Raw genomic sequence first — 15,201 nt, forward strand, 5'->3', positions numbered from 1 at the left:
GGGACGCGGTGTCTGGCCTCATTGCTTCCGGTCGCACGCCTACAGTCGTCCGGATGGATTTCAGGGGAAACGATGTATCTGTACGATGATTACGACAAATCGCTTATCCGGCAGCGTGTCGAGCAATTCCGCGACCAGGTCGTGCGCCATCAGCGAGGAGAGCTTTCGGATGAGCAGTTTCTCCCCCTGCGCTTGCAGAATGGGGTGTATCACCAACGCCATTCGCACATGCTGCGCGTCGCCATTCCCTATGGCACCTTGTCATCGCGCCAAATGCGGGCACTGGCGGAAGTCAGCGAGCAATGGGATCGCGGCGTTGGCCATTTCACCACACGGCACAACGTTCAGTTCAACTGGGTACGGCTGGAAGATACCCCGGAAATTCTGGCGTATCTGGCGGACTTCGATATGCACACCATTCAGACCTCCGGGAATTGTGTTCGTGGCATTACCATCGATGCGCTCGCCGGCGTGGCGGCGGATGAAGCGGTCGATCCACGCCCGTTTGCCGAGCTCTTGCGCCAATGGGCGACGTTGAATCCAGAGTTCGCTTTCCTGCCACGCAAATTCAAGATCGCCCTCTCCGGCGCGGAGGAAGATCGCGTCTTGCTGCGCTCGAACGATGTCGGACTGCAGCTATATCACAATGCGAGCGGAGAAATCGTCGCGCGCGTCTTTGCCGGCGGCGGGCTGGGGCGTACGCCGATCATCGGCCGCCTGATTTGCGACGCGTTGCCCTGGCAACACTTCCTCAGTTACATCACGGCCATCGTGCGCGTCTTCAACCGCTACGGGCGCCGTGACAACAAATACAAGGCGCGGATCAAGATTCTCCTGCAAGCTTTGGGCATCGAAAATTTCGTCCGTGAAATTGAAAGCGAATGGCAACACCTCAAGGACGGCCCAGCCAAGCTGACCGAAACCGAATATCGGCGCGTTGCCGCGTGTTTTGCGACAGCGCTACCGCCCGTATCGGCCGATGACGCAACAACGCCACTCTGTCACGACAAGGAATTCCTGCGCTGGAAAAAACGGAACGTTCGCCCCCACAAAATTGACGGTTACGCGAACGTAACCCTGTCGACCAAACCGGGACCCGGTGCGGCGCCCGGCGACCTCATCAGTTTTCAGATGCAGGCCATCGCCGACTGGGCCGAGCGTTTTTGTCGCGGCGAGATTCGCATCAGTCATGAACAGAACGTCGTGCTGGCCGGCATTCGCCAAGAGGATCTATACACCTTGTGGTCTCTGGCCAAACCGTTTGCGCTGGCCGCTTCGAACATCGGCCTGATCACCGACATCATGGCCTGTCCCGGCACGGATTTCTGCGGCATTGGCAACGCCCGCTCCATTCCGCTCGTTCATGCCATCCAGTCGCGTTTTGACGATCTGGATTATGTGCATGACCTCGGCGACCTGACCCTGAAACTCAATGGCTGCATGAACGCCTGCGCGCATCATCAACTCGCCGACATTGGCATTCTCGGTGTGGAAAAGAACGGCGAGGAATGGTTCCAGATCACGCTGGGCGGCGAGGCCGGCAATCGGCCCAAGCTGGGGAAGGTGGTAGGGGCCGCTTTAAAAGCCGATCAAGTCGCGGAGACCGTCGAGAAAATCGTCGCGGTATTCCTGTCTCACCGTCGTGAGAGCGAAGTGTTTGCCGACACCTTCGAGCGTATCGGCATCGCGGCATTCAAAGCCGCGATTTATTCAAACAAGAACGGGAGCAGCGCCTCATGAAAAAAATCATTAACGGTCAAATTCAACCACCCGCGGTCGTCGAAGATCACTGGAAACTGGTGCGCGGCTCGCTGGCCGAAATCAGTAATCATGGACAATCGGCAACGATCCTCCCCTTCAGCTTATGGCGCGAACTGCGTCAGGCGGGGGCCCAACTCGACCCGGACAAAACCGCGATCTGGCTTTCGGCGGAAGACGACTTCCGCGATGAAATCGACGCCATATTGGCGCTGCCGCTCGTCGCTATCGATTTCCCTGACTTCAGGGACGGACGAGGCTATTCGATCGCCTACCTGTTGCGCACGCGCTATGGATTCAAGGGCGAGTTGCGCGCCATTGGCGATGTACTGCGTGATCAGTTGTTCTACATGCACCGCTGCGGCTTCACGAGCTTCGATGTGCGTGCGGACAAAGATATTGCCGAAGCCCTGAAGGGGCTGCAAACAGGATTCAGTGTCAGGTATCAGGGTTCAGCCGATGACCCGGTGCCGCTCTTCCGTAAACGTCAAGAAGCCGAGCTGGCCGGGGAGTAGTCGCATGTTTGACCACATCGATCACTACCCAGGCGATCCCATTTTGTCTCTGGCGCAAGCCTATCTGCGCGATCCATGCCCGGAAAAGGTCAACCTTGGCATCGGCATGTACTACGATGAAGCCGGCCGGACGCCGATGCTTGAGGCAGTCCAAGGTGCCAAGGCTATCTTGGCAGCCGATCTGGAAGTAACTGGAATCGACAAGGACGTGGCTGGATACCTGCCCATGGAAGGCTGCCCGGAATACCGGCATGCCATTCAGTGCCTTTTGTTTGGAGAAGACAGTAGCGCGGTAGAAGGCGGTCGCATCGCAACGATACAAACACTGGGGGGATCCGGTGCTCTGAAAGTCGGTGCCGATTTGCTCAAGCAGTTCTTTCCGAGCAGCGAAGTCTGGGTTAGCCAGCCCACTTGGGATAACCATCAGGCCCTGTTTGCAGGCGCCGGATTCAAGGTCAATGGCTATCCCTATTACGACCGGTCGCGTGGCGGGATCGTGTTCGACGAGATGACGAGGGTGCTGCGCAGTTTGCCCGCACAAAGCATCGTCTTGATGCACCCTTGTTGCCACAATCCAACCGGAGCTGATCTGACCCGCCGGCAATGGCAGGAGGTGATTGACGTTATCGCAGCTCGCGGTCTGATTCCCTTCCTTGACATCGCTTATCAGGGGCTTGGCGAGGATCTGGAGGGCGATGCACACGTGATTCGCTCGATGGCTGTTGCGGGTATCCGTTTTCTTGTGGCCAATTCCTTCTCCAAAAATCTGGCGCTTTATGGTGAGCGATGCGGTGGACTGTCCGTCGTGTGCCAGGACGCGGAGGAGGCCTCCCGTGTGCTGGGACAGCTCAAAGCGACGGTGCGCAAGAATTACTCCAGCCCGCCGACTTACGGCGCACGCCTTGCCGCGACGGTCTTGAGCAATGCGGAATTGAAACGTCTATGGAAAGAGGAACTTGATGCCATGCGCGCACGGATCCAGCGGATGCGCGGACGCCTCTGCCACGCCTTGGCTTCCCGGATGCCGATGCATGATTTCAGTTACCTCATCCGGCAACGAGGCATGTTCAGCTATACGAATCTGACCGTGGCGCAAATCGATCAATTGCGCGAGGACTACTCCGTCTATCTCGTCAGGTCAGGCCGCCTGTGTTTGACGGGGCTTAACGACCGTAATGTGGACTACGTGGCCGAAGCAATCGCGACGGTCGTGGGAAGAGCGTAATGGAGACGACTGCTCAAGTGATGAAGGCCGGCAACGAACAGGAGACAGAGCGCGCACAGCGCCTTGCGGCGATGCGGAGTTCAGGCAAGGAGGCTCCGCAACGCCCCGAACTGCTTTGTCCGGCCGGCAATCTCGCCGCCCTCAAGGTCGCCATCGATAACGGCGCCGATGCGGTGTATGTGGGGTTCAAGAATCCCACCAATGCCCGTAATTTTGCCGGGCTCAATTTCACCAATGAACAGATATCGGCTGGAATCCGCTACGCGCAGAGCCGGGGCCGTCAGGTGCATATCGCAATCAATACGTTTGCCCAAGCGGGTCGGGTCAGTGAGTGGCGAGCCAGTATCGACAAGGCGGCCGAAATGGGCGCCGATGCGGTGTTGCTGGCCGATATGGGGCTGCTGTCCTATGCGGCGGCCAGACATCCCGCTCTCAAACTTCATCTGTCCGTTCAAGGTTCTGCGACGAACTTCGAAGCGATCAATTTTGCCTACGAGATGTTCGGGATCAAACGCGCGGTACTCCCCCGCGTCCTGACGCTTGCTCAGATCGAGCAGGTCATTCAGAACACGTCCGTCGAGATTGAGACCTTCGGTTTTGGCAGTCTTTGCGTCATGGTCGAAGGACGCTGCATCCTTTCATCGTACGCAACGGGGCAATCGCCGAATACGCACGGGGTATGTTCGCCGGCGGCATTCGTTCGCTGGGAGCCGCAGAATGGCCGAATGAATGCGCGTCTCAACGGCATCATGATCGACCACTTTGAAGAAGGCGAGCGCGCGGGCTATCCAACGCTGTGCAAAGGACGCTTTAACGCTCAAGGCGAAGACTATTACGCGCTTGAAGAGCCGACGAGTCTGAATGTTCTGGCCATCCTGCCTGAACTCGTGCGCATGGGCGTTCGCTCAATCAAGATCGAAGGGCGCCAACGCGGCCCCGCCTACGTTGGCGAGGTCACCCGTATCTTGCGGGCCGCAATCGATGCGGCGATGAAAGCCGATTACACCGTCAAACCCATGTGGTCCGAAGTGCTCGACAAAATGTCGGAAGGACAACAACACACACTGGGCGCGTACAGCCGCCCCTGGAAGTAAACAATGAAACTTGCTCTCGGCCCTTTGCTTTATTACTGGCCCCGCCAGAAAACGCTCGATTTCTACGCAGAGGCGATGAATTGGCCAGTTGACTGCGTATACCTCGGCGAAATGGTTTGTGGTCGCCGCCATGAACTACGCACCGATGACTGGCTGCGCCTTGCGCAGGAATTCAGCGCAGCAGGAAAAAACGTCGTCTTCTCGTCTCAAGCCTTGTTGGAATCGGCTGGCGACCTTGCCAATCTGCGGAAACTGGCAGGGACCGACTGGCCGCTGGAAGCCAATGACCTGGGTGCTGTCAAAATCGCTCGGGAACGGAAAAAACCATTTATTGCCGGGCCTCACCTCAACGTTTATAACGGTGCGACGCTTGACTGGCTGGCCGAACAAGGCGCCGTACGCTGGATTCCCCCCTTGGAAATGAGCCGTTCCGGACTCGCGGCGGTTCTCGAAGAAAAAACAGGCGCCATCGAAACGGAGTTGTTTGCGCATGGCCGATTGCCGCTCGCTTTTTCGGCACGATGCTTTACCGCGCGGCACTACAACCTGACAAAAGACAGCTGTGAGTTCCGTTGTCTGGCGGATTCAGATGGGCTGGTTGTGCGCACTCGCGAGGGGCAGGATTTTCTCCGAATCAACGGCATTCAGACTCAATCGGCCGCTTGCCACTCGCTCTGGCCCTACTGGCATGAACTTGGTATTGCCCAGTATCTCCGTATCAGCCCGCAGGGCGAACACACCGCCAAAATCGTGCGAGCCTTCGCCGACCGGATTGCCGGCAGATCGCCACAGGAGGATTTCGCTTCCTGGAATCCGGAGGGAATCGTCAATGGCTATTGGCAGGCCAAGCCGGGAATCGAGAGCACAGCGTTGTCGGTGAATGAGATTTAGTCGAGCGAGATTTTTCCGATGACGTCACCGCTATCGCTGCGCCATTTTTTTCTTGCTCTGGCTGTGGTCGCGGTCTGGGGTACCAATTTCGTCGTCATCAAGGTGGCGCTTGGTGATCTGCCGCCGCTTCTTTTCGCCGCATTACGTTTTATTTTGGTGTTTCTGCCGGCGGCGGTTGTTTTCCCGCGCCCGTCTGTTTTCTTGGGTAATCTGGCCTTGTACGGCATCCTGATTGGTGTAGGGCAGTTCGGCCTGCTTTACATCGCAATGAATGGGTTGATATCTCCGGGAATTGCGTCGCTTGTCATCCAGTCGCAAGTTTTCTTTACGATTGGGCTTGCGGCGTGGCTGGCTGGCGAACGTATCCGGATTCATCAATACCTCGCCCTGCTGCTCGCCACTGGCGGAGTCGCCCTCCTCATTTATCACACGGATGGCACGACGACCGTGGGCGGACTGGGGCTGGTGCTTTGTGCGGCACTTTCGTGGGCTGGCGCAAACATGGCAGCAAAAATCGGACGTCCAGACAACATGATGGCGTATGTCGTCTGGTCCAGCGCTTTCGCGATACCTCCGCTCTTGCTGCTCTCTCTTGCTTTCGACGGGCCGGAGGCAATTCGACTTGCCTTCGGGCAGATGAGCATGTTCTCTTGGCTGGCGGTGGCATGGCAGGCGTGGGGCAATACGCTTTTCGGCTACGTAGCCTGGGGTTGGCTGCTGGCACGTTATCCCACGACAACAATTGCGCCCATGGCCTTGTTGGTTCCGATCTTCGGCATAGGCGCCTCAACGCTGCTGCTTGGCGAATCACTCCCCTCATGGAAACTCGCAGCCGCCAGTTTCGTGATGGTGGGTCTGGCTTTGAATCTTCTTTGGCCACGCCTGCGTGCGTGGTTGCAGTCGAGATAAGCCGTTAATCCACAGCCATGCGGATGATTGGGCAGGGAAGTTCCTTGCCTCCGCATTCACACTGCCGAACGAGCTGCCGTAAAGCATTCGCAATGGTATTGAGGCGGTCGATCCGCATTTCGATATCCGCAACCTTTTCGCTCGCCAGTTGCCGAGCAGTCTGATGATCTTGGCTGTCGTTGAGCGAAAGCAGTTCGGCGATTTCCTCTAACGTAAAGCCAACACTCTGTGCGCGCTTGATGAAGCGCAGTCGCTGCACATGCTCGTCCGAGTAGCGACGCACGCTACCAACATCCTGCGGTGTTTCCAGTAACCCGCGTCGCTGGTAATAGCGCACGGTTTCCACCCCCACATCGGCGGCCTTGGCAAGTTTGCCAATCGTCAGAAATTGCTCCATAGCCCCCCTTGACTCCGTACCAAGGTACGGAATTTAGACTGCCTTTTATCAGTCATCCAGAGGAAATTGAAACGCTATGAATTACCCCGAGAAAACGATGGAAGTGCTGGACTTGGTTATCGGCGGCATGAGTTGCGCCGCGTGCGCGGCACGCATCGAGAAGCAACTCAACAAATTACCGGGCGTCGAGGCCGCCGTGAATTTCGCGGCTGAACGCGCGCGCATCCGCTTCTCTGCAGGCGCGGCAAGCGCGGAGCATCTACAGGCGATTGTTGAGAAAACCGGTTTTACTGCCCGCCTTGCCTCCAACGACACATGCGAAGGCGAAAAGGTGCGCAAACTCGCCTTGTATCGCCGCGAATTGATCCACTTCTGGATCGCGGCCCTACTGACATTGCCGCTGGTCGCCCAGATGCTCTTCATGTCGGGTGACAACGGTCACGACGATGCGCTACCGCGTTGGCTGCAACTTGTTCTGGCAACGCCTGTTCAGTTCTGGATCGGCGCCCGTTTCTACCGTGGAGCCTGGAAGGCGCTACGCAACGGCGCCGGAAACATGGATGTACTTGTCGTGCTGGGCACCAGTATGGCTTGGGGTTATAGCTTGGCGGTAACGCTCATGGGGCAATACCAACAGCATGTCTATTTTGAAGCGTCCGCGACGGTCATTACGCTGGTGTTGCTCGGCAAAATCCTCGAAGGAAGGGCCAAGGCCAAGACCTCTGCCGCGATCGAGGCGCTGGTCAAACTTCAGCCGCAGACAGCCCTTATCGAGCGCGACGGTCAGCTCGCGGAAGTACCGGTCGATTTGCTGATTCCAGGCGATATTTTCATGGTTAAACCGGGGGAGGCGATTCCTGTCGATGGTGAGGTGATCGACGGCGTATCAAACACCAACGAAGCCATGCTGACCGGTGAGTCAATGCCCGTCGCGAAAATGGCCGGCAGCCGTGTCTTTGCCGCAACGATGAATGGTGATGGCTTGCTGCGTTGCCGGGCAACCGGCGTCGGCACACAGACATTGCTTGCCGGCATCATTCGCCTCGTCGAGGAAGCCCAAGGTTCAAAGGCACCGGTTCAACGCCTCGCCGACCAGGTAGCGTCCATCTTTGTGCCGGCTGTGGTGGCCATTGCCAGCGCGACATTTATCGGATGGTGGTTTTACAGCGGCGATTTGACGTTGGCCATGATCAATGCAGTCGCCGTGCTGGTGATCGCTTGTCCCTGCGCACTGGGTCTGGCGACGCCGACAGCAATTATGGTCGGTACAGGACAAGGCGCCAAAGCGGGGGTGTTGATTCGTAACGCCGAAGCGTTGGAACTGGCGGAAAAACTTGAGGTTCTGGCGGTGGACAAAACGGGCACCCTGACCGCCGGGCAGCCGGTGGTCACGGATGTCGTCTCCGTATTCGGTGCAGTAAGCACGCAACAGGTTTTGAGGATAGCGGCCAGTCTTGAGCAAGGATCGACGCACCCGCTGGCCAATGCCATCGTCGACAAGGCAAAAGGCGAAGGAATCACTCTCGAAATGCCGCGGAATATGGTGGCTATTGCCGGTTACGGGATAAAAGGAGAGGTCGCCGGGCAACATGTGCGGGTTGGCTCCCCTGCTTGGTTCATGGCTGAACAACAAGCCGTATCTAATGCAGCAGCAGCCCTGCAAGCGGCTGGCCGAAGTGTCGTAGTCGTCGCAGCGAATGACGAAGTGGTGGGAGTCATCGGCATTGCCGATCCGTTGCGAGAAAGCTCACGCCGTGCCGTGATGCGCTTGCGGCAACTTGGCGTCGACGTCGTAATGCTCACCGGAGATAACGCCGGGACGGCTGCTGCGATCGCTCTCGAAGCGGGCATCGATTACTACGAAGCGGAAGTCCTACCGGAAGAAAAGTCGTCGGCCATCAAACGTCTCAAAAATGCCGAAGGAGGGATTCAGCGGCGGGTGGGCATGGCGGGCGACGGTATCAACGATGCACCAGCGCTGGCGGTAGCCGATGTCAGTTTCGCCATGGGGGCTGGGTCCGATGTGGCCATGCAGGCCGCCGATGTAACGCTAATGCGTAACGACTTGAATGGTGTCGCCGATGCGGTTTCGCTGTCGCGTGCAACGCTTGCAAAGATTCGCCAGAACCTGTTCTTCGCGTTTATCTACAACGTACTGGGCATCCCGCTCGCGGCTTTCGGCTTGTTGAACCCCGTTGTTGCGGGTGCAGCGATGGCGGCAAGCTCAGTGTCGGTAGTCTGCAGCTCTCTTCTTCTCAAAAACTGGAAACCAGGAAAGGAATAATCATGGAACGCACAACGATCAAAATCAGTGGAATGTCCTGCGGTGGCTGCGTAAGGAATGTAACCAGTGCTCTCACCGCAATGCCGGGCGTGATGCAAGCGGAGGTCTCGCTGGAACAGGCGCTTGCGACGGTTGAATTCGATGCGGTGCAGGTGTCGCGTCATCAGCTGATAGACGCAGTTGAGGCGGCCGGATTCGATGCCTCCTGAGGTTTTCAGGTCGGGGGGCACTGGTGGTCACCATTTATGGCAGAGCGGGAGGTAACTGGCGTATTACCGCCTGAGTCTGACAACAGGCACAAGATCAGCTCAGGCCGATCACCAAGCCGACAGTTTGCAGGAGCAACAGACCGGTTTCGGATCAGTCACCTGCCGGTCGGGCGGCTCGATTTTTCGAGGCCACTACAGCCGGAACTGGCCGACATCGGCTAATGCCCGCGGGCTGGTCAAGCGCCAAACAGAGGTGATCAGACACGATGATCTCACCCGGTCACGTCCACTGCGATTGGGCGGTCAACCGGGACAAGATTTCGCACGAGAAAAAAGGGAGTCTGGATTCCACCAGACTCCCCTTCCCGTTCAGGCGTAGGCCGGCGCGAAGGCGTTTTCTTGTGAGGCCGGGCCGTTTTCGCTCCAATACGGCGAGAGCTTGCGCAACTGGGCGATGATCGGCGGGACGGCGGCGATGACGCGGTCGATTTCCTCTTCGGTGTTGTAGCGCGACAGCGAGAAGCGGATCGTGCCGTGCGCCGCCGTGTAGGGAATGCCCATGGCGCGCATGACGTGCGACGGTTCGAGCGAGCCGGAGGTGCAGGCCGAGCCGCTGGAGGCGGCGATGCCCTGCTTGTTGAGCAGTAGCAGGATCGCCTCCCCCTCGACGTACTCGAAGGCGATGTTGGCGGTATTCGGCAGTCGGTTGGCCGGATCGCCGGTCACGAAGGCGTGCGGCACTTGCGCCAGGATGCCGGCTTCGAGCTTGTCGCGCAGGCGCTTCACCTCGTTGTTTTCGAAATCCATGTGCTGCATGGCGAGTTCCGCCGCCTTGCCGAGGCCGACGATGGAGGCGGAGTTTTCCGTTCCGGCGCGCCGGCCGCGCTCCTGGTGGCCACCGCGCAGCAGCGGACGGAAACGCGTATTGCGGCGCAGGTAGAGAACGCCGATGCCCTTCGGCGCGTGCAGCTTGTGGCCGGACAGCGAGAGCATGTCGATCTTCGTCTTCTTGAGGTCGATCGGCACCTTGCCGACCGCCTGCACGGCATCGGAGTGGAACATGGCGCCCACCGAACGGGCCATGGCGGCCATCTGTTCGACGGGGAACAGCGTGCCGGTTTCGTTGTTCGCCCACATCACCGACACGATGGCGGTGCGCGGCGAGAGCAGCGACTTGTACTCGTCGAGATCGAGCCGCCCTTTCTTGTCGACCTTGAGCCGGTGGACGACATAGCCTTCCTTTTCAAGATAGTCGCAGAGCGACAGGATGGCCGGGTGCTCGACGACGGTGGTGATGATCTGGTTGCGCTCCGGCTGCGCCTTCAGCGCCGAGAGGATCGCCGTCGAGTCGGATTCGGTGCCGCAGGAGGTAAAGATGATTTCCGTATCGAATTCGGCACCGAGCAGCTGCTGCACGTTGGTGCGCGCTTCCTTGAGCGCCAGCGCGACCTTGTTGCCGAAGCTGTGCATCGACGAGGCATTGCCGAACTGCTCGGTGAAAAACGGCAGCATCGCTTCGACAACGGCGGGATCGCAGGCCGTCGTCGCGTTGTTGTCGAGATAGATGGGATTCATGGTGTTATCTCCGTGGCGACATGGCCAGATAGCTGGCGGGCAGCAGTTGAACGAATTCCCCCAGGGCTTCGATGAGTTGCTCCTGGATTCCGGCGAGCGTCGCCTGCTCCATCATGCAGCCCTGACAGGCGCCCTTGAGATTAACGAAGATGTTCTTGCCGTCGATTTCGACGACTTCGATGTCGCCGTGGTCGCGCTGCAGCATTGGGCGGACCGATTCGATCGTTTCCTCGATCTTGCGCATGCGCTGGAAATTGGTGAGTTTCGGCTTGGCCGTCGGCGTGGCTGGTACTTCGGCAACCGGGGCTTCGGCAGACGGCACCGAGGGATGGAAGGTCATCGGTTGCGCGACGGGTTCAGGAGCGGGGATCGGGGCAGTACAGCGTTCAGCTGACACTTTCGCGAGAATTTCTTCGATGCCTTCGTGGCAGCTGGAGCAGCCGCCGCCAGCTTTCGTGTAATTGGTCACCTGTTCGACCGTGGTGAGGTTGTTTGCGCGCACCACGTCTTCGATCAGGACCGAATCGACGGCGAAACACTTGCAGACCATGGCGCCTTCTTCGTGGTCATCGATCCACGTTTCGCCGCGATAGTTGGCCACCGCCGCCTGCAGGGCCTCGCGCCCCATCACCGAGCAGTGCATCTTTTCCGGCGGCAGACCGTCGAGGTAATCGGCGATTTCCTGATTGGAAACCTTCAACGCTTCGTCGAGCGTCTTGCCTTTGACGATTTCGGTCAGCGCAGACGACGAAGCGATGGCCGAGCCGCAGCCGAAGGTCTGGAAGCGCGCGTCGAGGATTCGTTCGTCGGCCGTATCGACCTTGAGCATCAGGCGCAGCGCATCGCCGCACTGGATGGAGCCAACGTCGCCAATCGCGTTGGCACCTTCCAGCAAGCCCGCATTGCGCGGGTTGAAGAAATGTTCACGAACTTTTTCGGTGTAATCCCACATGGCGCTGCTCCTTTGATGGCCTGGAAACCACAGAGACACAGAAGGGCAGCAAAATGCCGGCAAGAAAAGACCAGGACTGGCGTCTAAAACGAGTGACTCATTACACCAAGTCGAGCTCTTCTCTTTTTACCCTGTGTGTTCGTGTTCTCCGCGGTTAATAACTTCGGTTAAAGATTCTTTGGCTGAAGCCTTGCGGCCCCAGCGGTCATGCGTGTGACGTCAGGCCTGAACCGGGCTCGCCGCGTAGCTGTAGCACTCCTTCGGACAGACGCGTCCGCAGGCGCCGCAGCCGATGCAATCCTTGGCGTTCTTGACCGACATCACCGACGCGGTGTCGTCCTCGTCGTAATCCTCGTCATCGAGTTCGACCTCCTCGCCACGAACAACGAGGTCGAGCACGTCACGCGGGCAGACCTTGAAGCAGCGGCCGCAGCCGATGCATTTTTTGGGATCGATCGCGGTGACGAACTGCGGTTCCCACTCCGTTCCCCCGAGGGTCAATCCAGTAATGTTTGCCATGTAGCTTCCCTTTCAGTATCTAAAATCATTGCCATGTGATTGGCCGACAACTCACAGCCCGGCGACGTCTGGGTATTTGCCGACGATTTCGAGCGCGACAGACAGGTATTTGTCGGCCTCGTTCTTCATCTTCGACAGGCTCTCGAAGCCGAAGCGATGCACGTCGCGCAGCGCCCGGTCGAGAACAACCAATTTGCCGACCGTGATCAACACGCGCCCGAAACCTTCGTGCGTGAGATGAACCAGCGGGACGGCCATCAAACCGCACTCTTTTTCGATGAGTACGGAGATTCCGTTGTAAAACGCCCGGACGCACGCCACCGTCGTCTCGTCCGGATCGCCAATCAGCGGGATCTCGGCCCGGCGTTCCTTGGTCAGCACAAAGGCGCCAAGCAACGTCTCGACGGGCTTGCCGTCGTACTGGCCGTAGCTATCCAGCGCGCGCATCTGGCGCACCATTTCCTTGATGAAATCCGACTCGCGAATGGGGTCCTTGGCGATATCGGAAACAGTCGTTGCATTCATGCGTCTTCCCTCACTGTGATTCGGTTTTGGATTCGAAAAAAGCTGTCGTCGGTGCGCCGCTCTGGCAAACGGTTGGCTGGAAGCCCTGCCCCAGCGCGGAACGGACGATCAGTCGGGCGACCAGCAATCCGGCAAAAAATCCGGCCGCCGCGCCGAGCGATGGCGCGACGTCGCCTGCGAAAATAGATGAGGCCACAATGGCCCCGGCGAGCAGGCCGACCGGCGGCACCACATAGCCGAGCAAGGCGGCCCAAGTCAACGTGGAAGCCGGCAGCGAAACGGAAACGAAATCACCCACCCGCGCGCCTGCCCGCACGTCCGACGGCAGCGCCAGTTCGACGAGCTTTCCCTCGGCCGTGCCGCAAGAACTGCGGCTACCGCAGCTCGCGCAGGCTGGCTCCTGTTCGAGCCGAATCTTCGCCTTGCCGCGCACGATCTGGATGACTTGCCCCTCGCGTTTGATCGTTTCCATCACTCGCTCCACCCTTCCTCCGCCATGCGGTCGAAACGCGCTTTATCGCTCTCGCGCTTGACGAGCTTGTCGATCCACGTCACGCCGCCTTCGCGGATGGCGCGGCGCAGCTCGACGAGCAAACTCTCGATTTCGGTTTCTTCCTCCATGCGCACCGGCTGAATGCCGCTCGCCAGCAACTGGCGAATCGCCGATCCGCCGACAGCGAGGCAATACACGGCGGCGCAACCGGCGAGCGCGCTGATCTTGTCGGCAAGCTTGTTCTCGTTGCCGTCCATCGACTCTTCGGGGAACTCGGCCACCTGCACGAGCTTCGCCCGTTCGCCGTCGACAGCGTAGATGGCGAAGCCGACCGTGGCGCCGAAGTGCTGATCGACGGTGGCGCGATCCGAGGTAGCAAAGGCAACTCTGAGCATGTTCGGCACTCCGTCAGTGGCTGACCACGCCAGCGCGAGCTTCCGTCCGCACGGGTGCTGACACGGGTTCGCTTCTGTAGATGGATCGGTAGGCAGGAATGTCATGGTGCTGCCCCAGGAAAAGGTTAGCGATATCGAAAAGGGCCTGCCGCGCATTGCGGTAGCCCGACCAGCCGCGCGCGAAGCCGCCGACCCAGTCGAACTGCGGGAAACCGGCGCGCAGAAGCGCAATGCCGAGGCGCTTGGCGACCTCGCTGCCGTGCGACGACGCGACAAGCATCCGGGCGCCCTGCTCTGCTGCCGAACGTTCCAGATCCTCGAAATCGCCGATCTGGACTTTCGCGCAGGGCATACTTGCCAGCACATCGGCACGCGTCGGCGAGACAGCGGTGACGACCTGCGCACCCATGCTGTGGAAGAAGTCCGACAAGCCTTTGAGCAGATCGGGATCGAGCGCCAGCGCAATACGGGCGAAGCCGGTCATGAAGTGCGCATCGACCATCGCATCCTGCAACTGCGAACGCTGCCGTTCGAGCTTGGCCGGCACCGGCAGGCCGGACAGGTCGGACAGCGTTTGCGTGAAGGCGTCGCACGCGTCGAGGCCGATCAGATGGTCGAAACGGTAGGTCGGCACACCGGTGCGCGCCTCGAGCAGATTCGCCGCCGCCGCGATCGAGCGGCCAATGGCCAGCGTGGCGATCGACTCGCCCATCGTTTCGATCTCGCAACGCGGCGCGCCGCCGATGGTCAGTGCCGAATAATCCTTCTCGGTCAGATGGCCATCCATCGAATCGCCGATATCCGGCACGACGACGGCGCGCAGGCCGAAGGCTTCGATCCACTCCTTGATCGCTTCGATGTCGCCCGGCGAGAGCATCGACGAGGTGAGCACGTTGACCTGCCGCAACCGGCGCCCGGCATGCTGGCTGACCGGCACCATCACATCGATGATCGCCTCGACGGCCAGCGCGAAGCCCGATTCGAAGCAGCCGGAAAAGTCCGGCGAATTGACCGGGATCACCACCGTGTCGGCGAACTGCGGATACTTGATGCGGAATTCGCGGACGAGGCGTTCGATGTCGGTGCCTTGTGTTTCCGACAAGCCGGTGGTCGGCAGCCCGATCACCTCCGGCTTCGATTTCTCGCAAATCGTTTTCAGGCCCTCGATCACGCTGTCGTCGGCGTTCATCACCGTCGCGATCTGGTCCATCGCCGTCGTTTGCAGCGGGATCGGTTCGCGGAAGTGGCGTACCAGAAAGACCTTGCCGAAGGCCGTGCAGCCTTGCGCGCCGTGCAGCATCGGCAGGCAGTTGCGCAGACCAAGGAAGGCGAGCGCGGCACCGACCGGCTGGCTCGACTTGAGCGGACCGACCGTCAGCGGCTTGGCGAATTTGAAGATTTCAGCCATGTTTTCCCTTTCAGAAACCTTGAACCACAGAGGCACAGAGACACAGAGAAAA

Annotated in this window: 16 protein-coding genes; 8 read left to right on the forward strand and 8 right to left on the reverse strand. The window is 59.3% G+C overall.

The window, feature by feature from the left end:
* Window positions 1-72 precede the first annotated feature (72 nt).
* The 6 genes from GH659_RS00325 to GH659_RS00350 all read left to right on the forward strand — a co-directional run bounded on the left by GH659_RS00325 (window position 73) and on the right by GH659_RS00350 (window position 6,392).
* Window positions 73-1,740: a nitrite/sulfite reductase gene (locus GH659_RS00325; RefSeq protein WP_153108728.1), complete on the forward strand. Its 1,668-nt coding sequence runs from the start codon at window positions 73-75 to the stop codon at window positions 1,738-1,740.
* Window positions 1,737-2,273 (forward strand): DUF934 domain-containing protein, encoded by a 537-nt coding sequence (locus tag GH659_RS00330; RefSeq protein ID WP_153108729.1) that lies wholly within the window; start codon window positions 1,737-1,739, stop codon window positions 2,271-2,273. Before GH659_RS00325 ends, GH659_RS00330 begins: the two co-directional genes overlap by 4 nt.
* 4 nt (window positions 2,274-2,277) lie before the next feature.
* Entirely contained in the window at window positions 2,278-3,498 is a 1,221-nt protein-coding gene (locus tag GH659_RS00335; protein ID WP_153108730.1) for an amino acid aminotransferase, read from the forward strand.
* Between the two features lie 71 nt (window positions 3,499-3,569).
* A complete protein-coding gene (gene ubiU, locus GH659_RS00340) occupies window positions 3,570-4,592 on the forward strand; it encodes a ubiquinone anaerobic biosynthesis protein UbiU (RefSeq protein ID WP_153109029.1) in 1,023 nt (340 codons plus the stop codon).
* Window positions 4,593-4,595: 3 nt separating this feature from the next.
* A complete protein-coding gene (locus GH659_RS00345) occupies window positions 4,596-5,483 on the forward strand; it encodes a U32 family peptidase (RefSeq protein ID WP_153108731.1) in 888 nt (295 codons plus the stop codon).
* A gap of 18 nt (window positions 5,484-5,501) precedes the next feature.
* Window positions 5,502-6,392, forward strand: coding sequence for an EamA family transporter (locus tag GH659_RS00350; protein ID WP_153108732.1), 891 nt, complete (start codon window positions 5,502-5,504; stop codon window positions 6,390-6,392).
* 4 nt (window positions 6,393-6,396) lie between these two features.
* Here GH659_RS00350 and GH659_RS00355 read toward each other — a convergent pair whose 3' ends face one another.
* Window positions 6,397-6,789: a MerR family transcriptional regulator gene (locus GH659_RS00355; RefSeq protein WP_153108733.1), complete on the reverse strand. Its 393-nt coding sequence runs from the start codon at window positions 6,787-6,789 to the stop codon at window positions 6,397-6,399.
* Window positions 6,790-6,865: 76 nt separating this feature from the next.
* On the opposite strand from GH659_RS00355, the gene GH659_RS00360 reads away from it, so the two are divergent.
* Together GH659_RS00360 and GH659_RS00365 are read left to right on the forward strand one after the other, a co-directional pair.
* Window positions 6,866-9,073: a heavy metal translocating P-type ATPase gene (locus GH659_RS00360; RefSeq protein WP_153108734.1), complete on the forward strand. Its 2,208-nt coding sequence runs from the start codon at window positions 6,866-6,868 to the stop codon at window positions 9,071-9,073.
* 2 nt (window positions 9,074-9,075) lie between these two features.
* Window positions 9,076-9,282: a heavy-metal-associated domain-containing protein gene (locus GH659_RS00365; protein WP_153108735.1), complete on the forward strand. Its 207-nt coding sequence runs from the start codon at window positions 9,076-9,078 to the stop codon at window positions 9,280-9,282.
* A gap of 369 nt (window positions 9,283-9,651) precedes the next feature.
* On the opposite strand, the gene nifS is transcribed toward GH659_RS00365, so the two are convergent.
* The 7 genes from nifS to nifN all read right to left on the reverse strand — a co-directional run bounded on the left by nifS (window position 9,652) and on the right by nifN (window position 15,149).
* On the reverse strand, window positions 9,652-10,857 hold the full coding sequence (gene nifS / locus GH659_RS00370; protein ID WP_153108736.1) for a cysteine desulfurase NifS: 1,206 nt from the start codon (window positions 10,855-10,857) through the stop codon (window positions 9,652-9,654).
* Window positions 10,858-10,861: 4 nt separating this feature from the next.
* Window positions 10,862-11,809 carry a Fe-S cluster assembly protein NifU gene (gene nifU, locus GH659_RS00375; RefSeq protein ID WP_153108737.1) on the reverse strand — a complete coding sequence of 316 codons (948 nt, stop codon included), beginning with the start codon at window positions 11,807-11,809 and terminating at the stop codon, window positions 10,862-10,864.
* Between the two features lie 219 nt (window positions 11,810-12,028).
* Window positions 12,029-12,328 (reverse strand): ferredoxin III, nif-specific, encoded by a 300-nt coding sequence (gene fdxB / locus GH659_RS00380; protein ID WP_153108738.1) that lies wholly within the window; start codon window positions 12,326-12,328, stop codon window positions 12,029-12,031.
* A gap of 51 nt (window positions 12,329-12,379) precedes the next feature.
* Complete coding sequence (locus GH659_RS00385; protein ID WP_153108739.1) at window positions 12,380-12,853, reverse strand: NifX-associated nitrogen fixation protein; 474 nt, start codon at window positions 12,851-12,853, stop codon at window positions 12,380-12,382.
* A 10-nt stretch (window positions 12,854-12,863) separates the two neighbouring features.
* Window positions 12,864-13,325, reverse strand: coding sequence for a SoxR reducing system RseC family protein (locus tag GH659_RS00390; RefSeq protein ID WP_153108740.1), 462 nt, complete (start codon window positions 13,323-13,325; stop codon window positions 12,864-12,866).
* The gene (locus GH659_RS00395) at window positions 13,325-13,741 is read right to left on the reverse strand and encodes a NifB/NifX family molybdenum-iron cluster-binding protein (RefSeq protein ID WP_153108741.1); all 417 of its coding nucleotides are present in this window, start codon (window positions 13,739-13,741) and stop codon (window positions 13,325-13,327) included. The genes GH659_RS00390 and GH659_RS00395 overlap by 1 nt, the downstream gene beginning before the upstream one ends.
* 13 nt (window positions 13,742-13,754) lie before the next feature.
* On the reverse strand, window positions 13,755-15,149 hold the full coding sequence (gene nifN, locus GH659_RS00400; RefSeq protein WP_153108742.1) for a nitrogenase iron-molybdenum cofactor biosynthesis protein NifN: 1,395 nt from the start codon (window positions 15,147-15,149) through the stop codon (window positions 13,755-13,757).
* Window positions 15,150-15,201: the final 52 nt, after the last annotated feature.

It is taken from the genome of Propionivibrio limicola (genome assembly GCF_009469695.1).
GTDB lineage: Bacteria > Pseudomonadota > Gammaproteobacteria > Burkholderiales > Rhodocyclaceae > Propionivibrio > Propionivibrio limicola.

What these genes read in the sequence shown, in the direction of transcription:
- GH659_RS00355 (WP_153108733.1), bottom strand. Translation starts at nt 6,789, where the DNA reads ATGGAGCAATTTCTGACGATTGGCAAACTTGCCAAGGCCGCCGATGTG.
- GH659_RS00330 (WP_153108729.1), top strand. Translation starts at nt 1,737, where the DNA reads ATGAAAAAAATCATTAACGGTCAAATTCAACCACCCGCGGTCGTCGAA.
- GH659_RS00395 (WP_153108741.1), bottom strand. Translation starts at nt 13,741, where the DNA reads ATGCTCAGAGTTGCCTTTGCTACCTCGGATCGCGCCACCGTCGATCAG.
- GH659_RS00335 (WP_153108730.1), top strand. Translation starts at nt 2,278, where the DNA reads ATGTTTGACCACATCGATCACTACCCAGGCGATCCCATTTTGTCTCTG.
- nifU (WP_153108737.1), bottom strand. Translation starts at nt 11,809, where the DNA reads ATGTGGGATTACACCGAAAAAGTTCGTGAACATTTCTTCAACCCGCGC.
- GH659_RS00325 (WP_153108728.1), top strand. Translation starts at nt 73, where the DNA reads ATGTATCTGTACGATGATTACGACAAATCGCTTATCCGGCAGCGTGTC.
- GH659_RS00360 (WP_153108734.1), top strand. Translation starts at nt 6,866, where the DNA reads ATGAATTACCCCGAGAAAACGATGGAAGTGCTGGACTTGGTTATCGGC.
- nifS (WP_153108736.1), bottom strand. Translation starts at nt 10,857, where the DNA reads ATGAATCCCATCTATCTCGACAACAACGCGACGACGGCCTGCGATCCC.
- fdxB (WP_153108738.1), bottom strand. Translation starts at nt 12,328, where the DNA reads ATGGCAAACATTACTGGATTGACCCTCGGGGGAACGGAGTGGGAACCG.
- GH659_RS00390 (WP_153108740.1), bottom strand. Translation starts at nt 13,325, where the DNA reads ATGGAAACGATCAAACGCGAGGGGCAAGTCATCCAGATCGTGCGCGGC.
- ubiU (WP_153109029.1), top strand. Translation starts at nt 3,570, where the DNA reads ATGCGGAGTTCAGGCAAGGAGGCTCCGCAACGCCCCGAACTGCTTTGT.
- GH659_RS00365 (WP_153108735.1), top strand. Translation starts at nt 9,076, where the DNA reads ATGGAACGCACAACGATCAAAATCAGTGGAATGTCCTGCGGTGGCTGC.
- nifN (WP_153108742.1), bottom strand. Translation starts at nt 15,149, where the DNA reads ATGGCTGAAATCTTCAAATTCGCCAAGCCGCTGACGGTCGGTCCGCTC.
- GH659_RS00350 (WP_153108732.1), top strand. Translation starts at nt 5,502, where the DNA reads ATGACGTCACCGCTATCGCTGCGCCATTTTTTTCTTGCTCTGGCTGTG.
- GH659_RS00345 (WP_153108731.1), top strand. Translation starts at nt 4,596, where the DNA reads ATGAAACTTGCTCTCGGCCCTTTGCTTTATTACTGGCCCCGCCAGAAA.
- GH659_RS00385 (WP_153108739.1), bottom strand. Translation starts at nt 12,853, where the DNA reads ATGAATGCAACGACTGTTTCCGATATCGCCAAGGACCCCATTCGCGAG.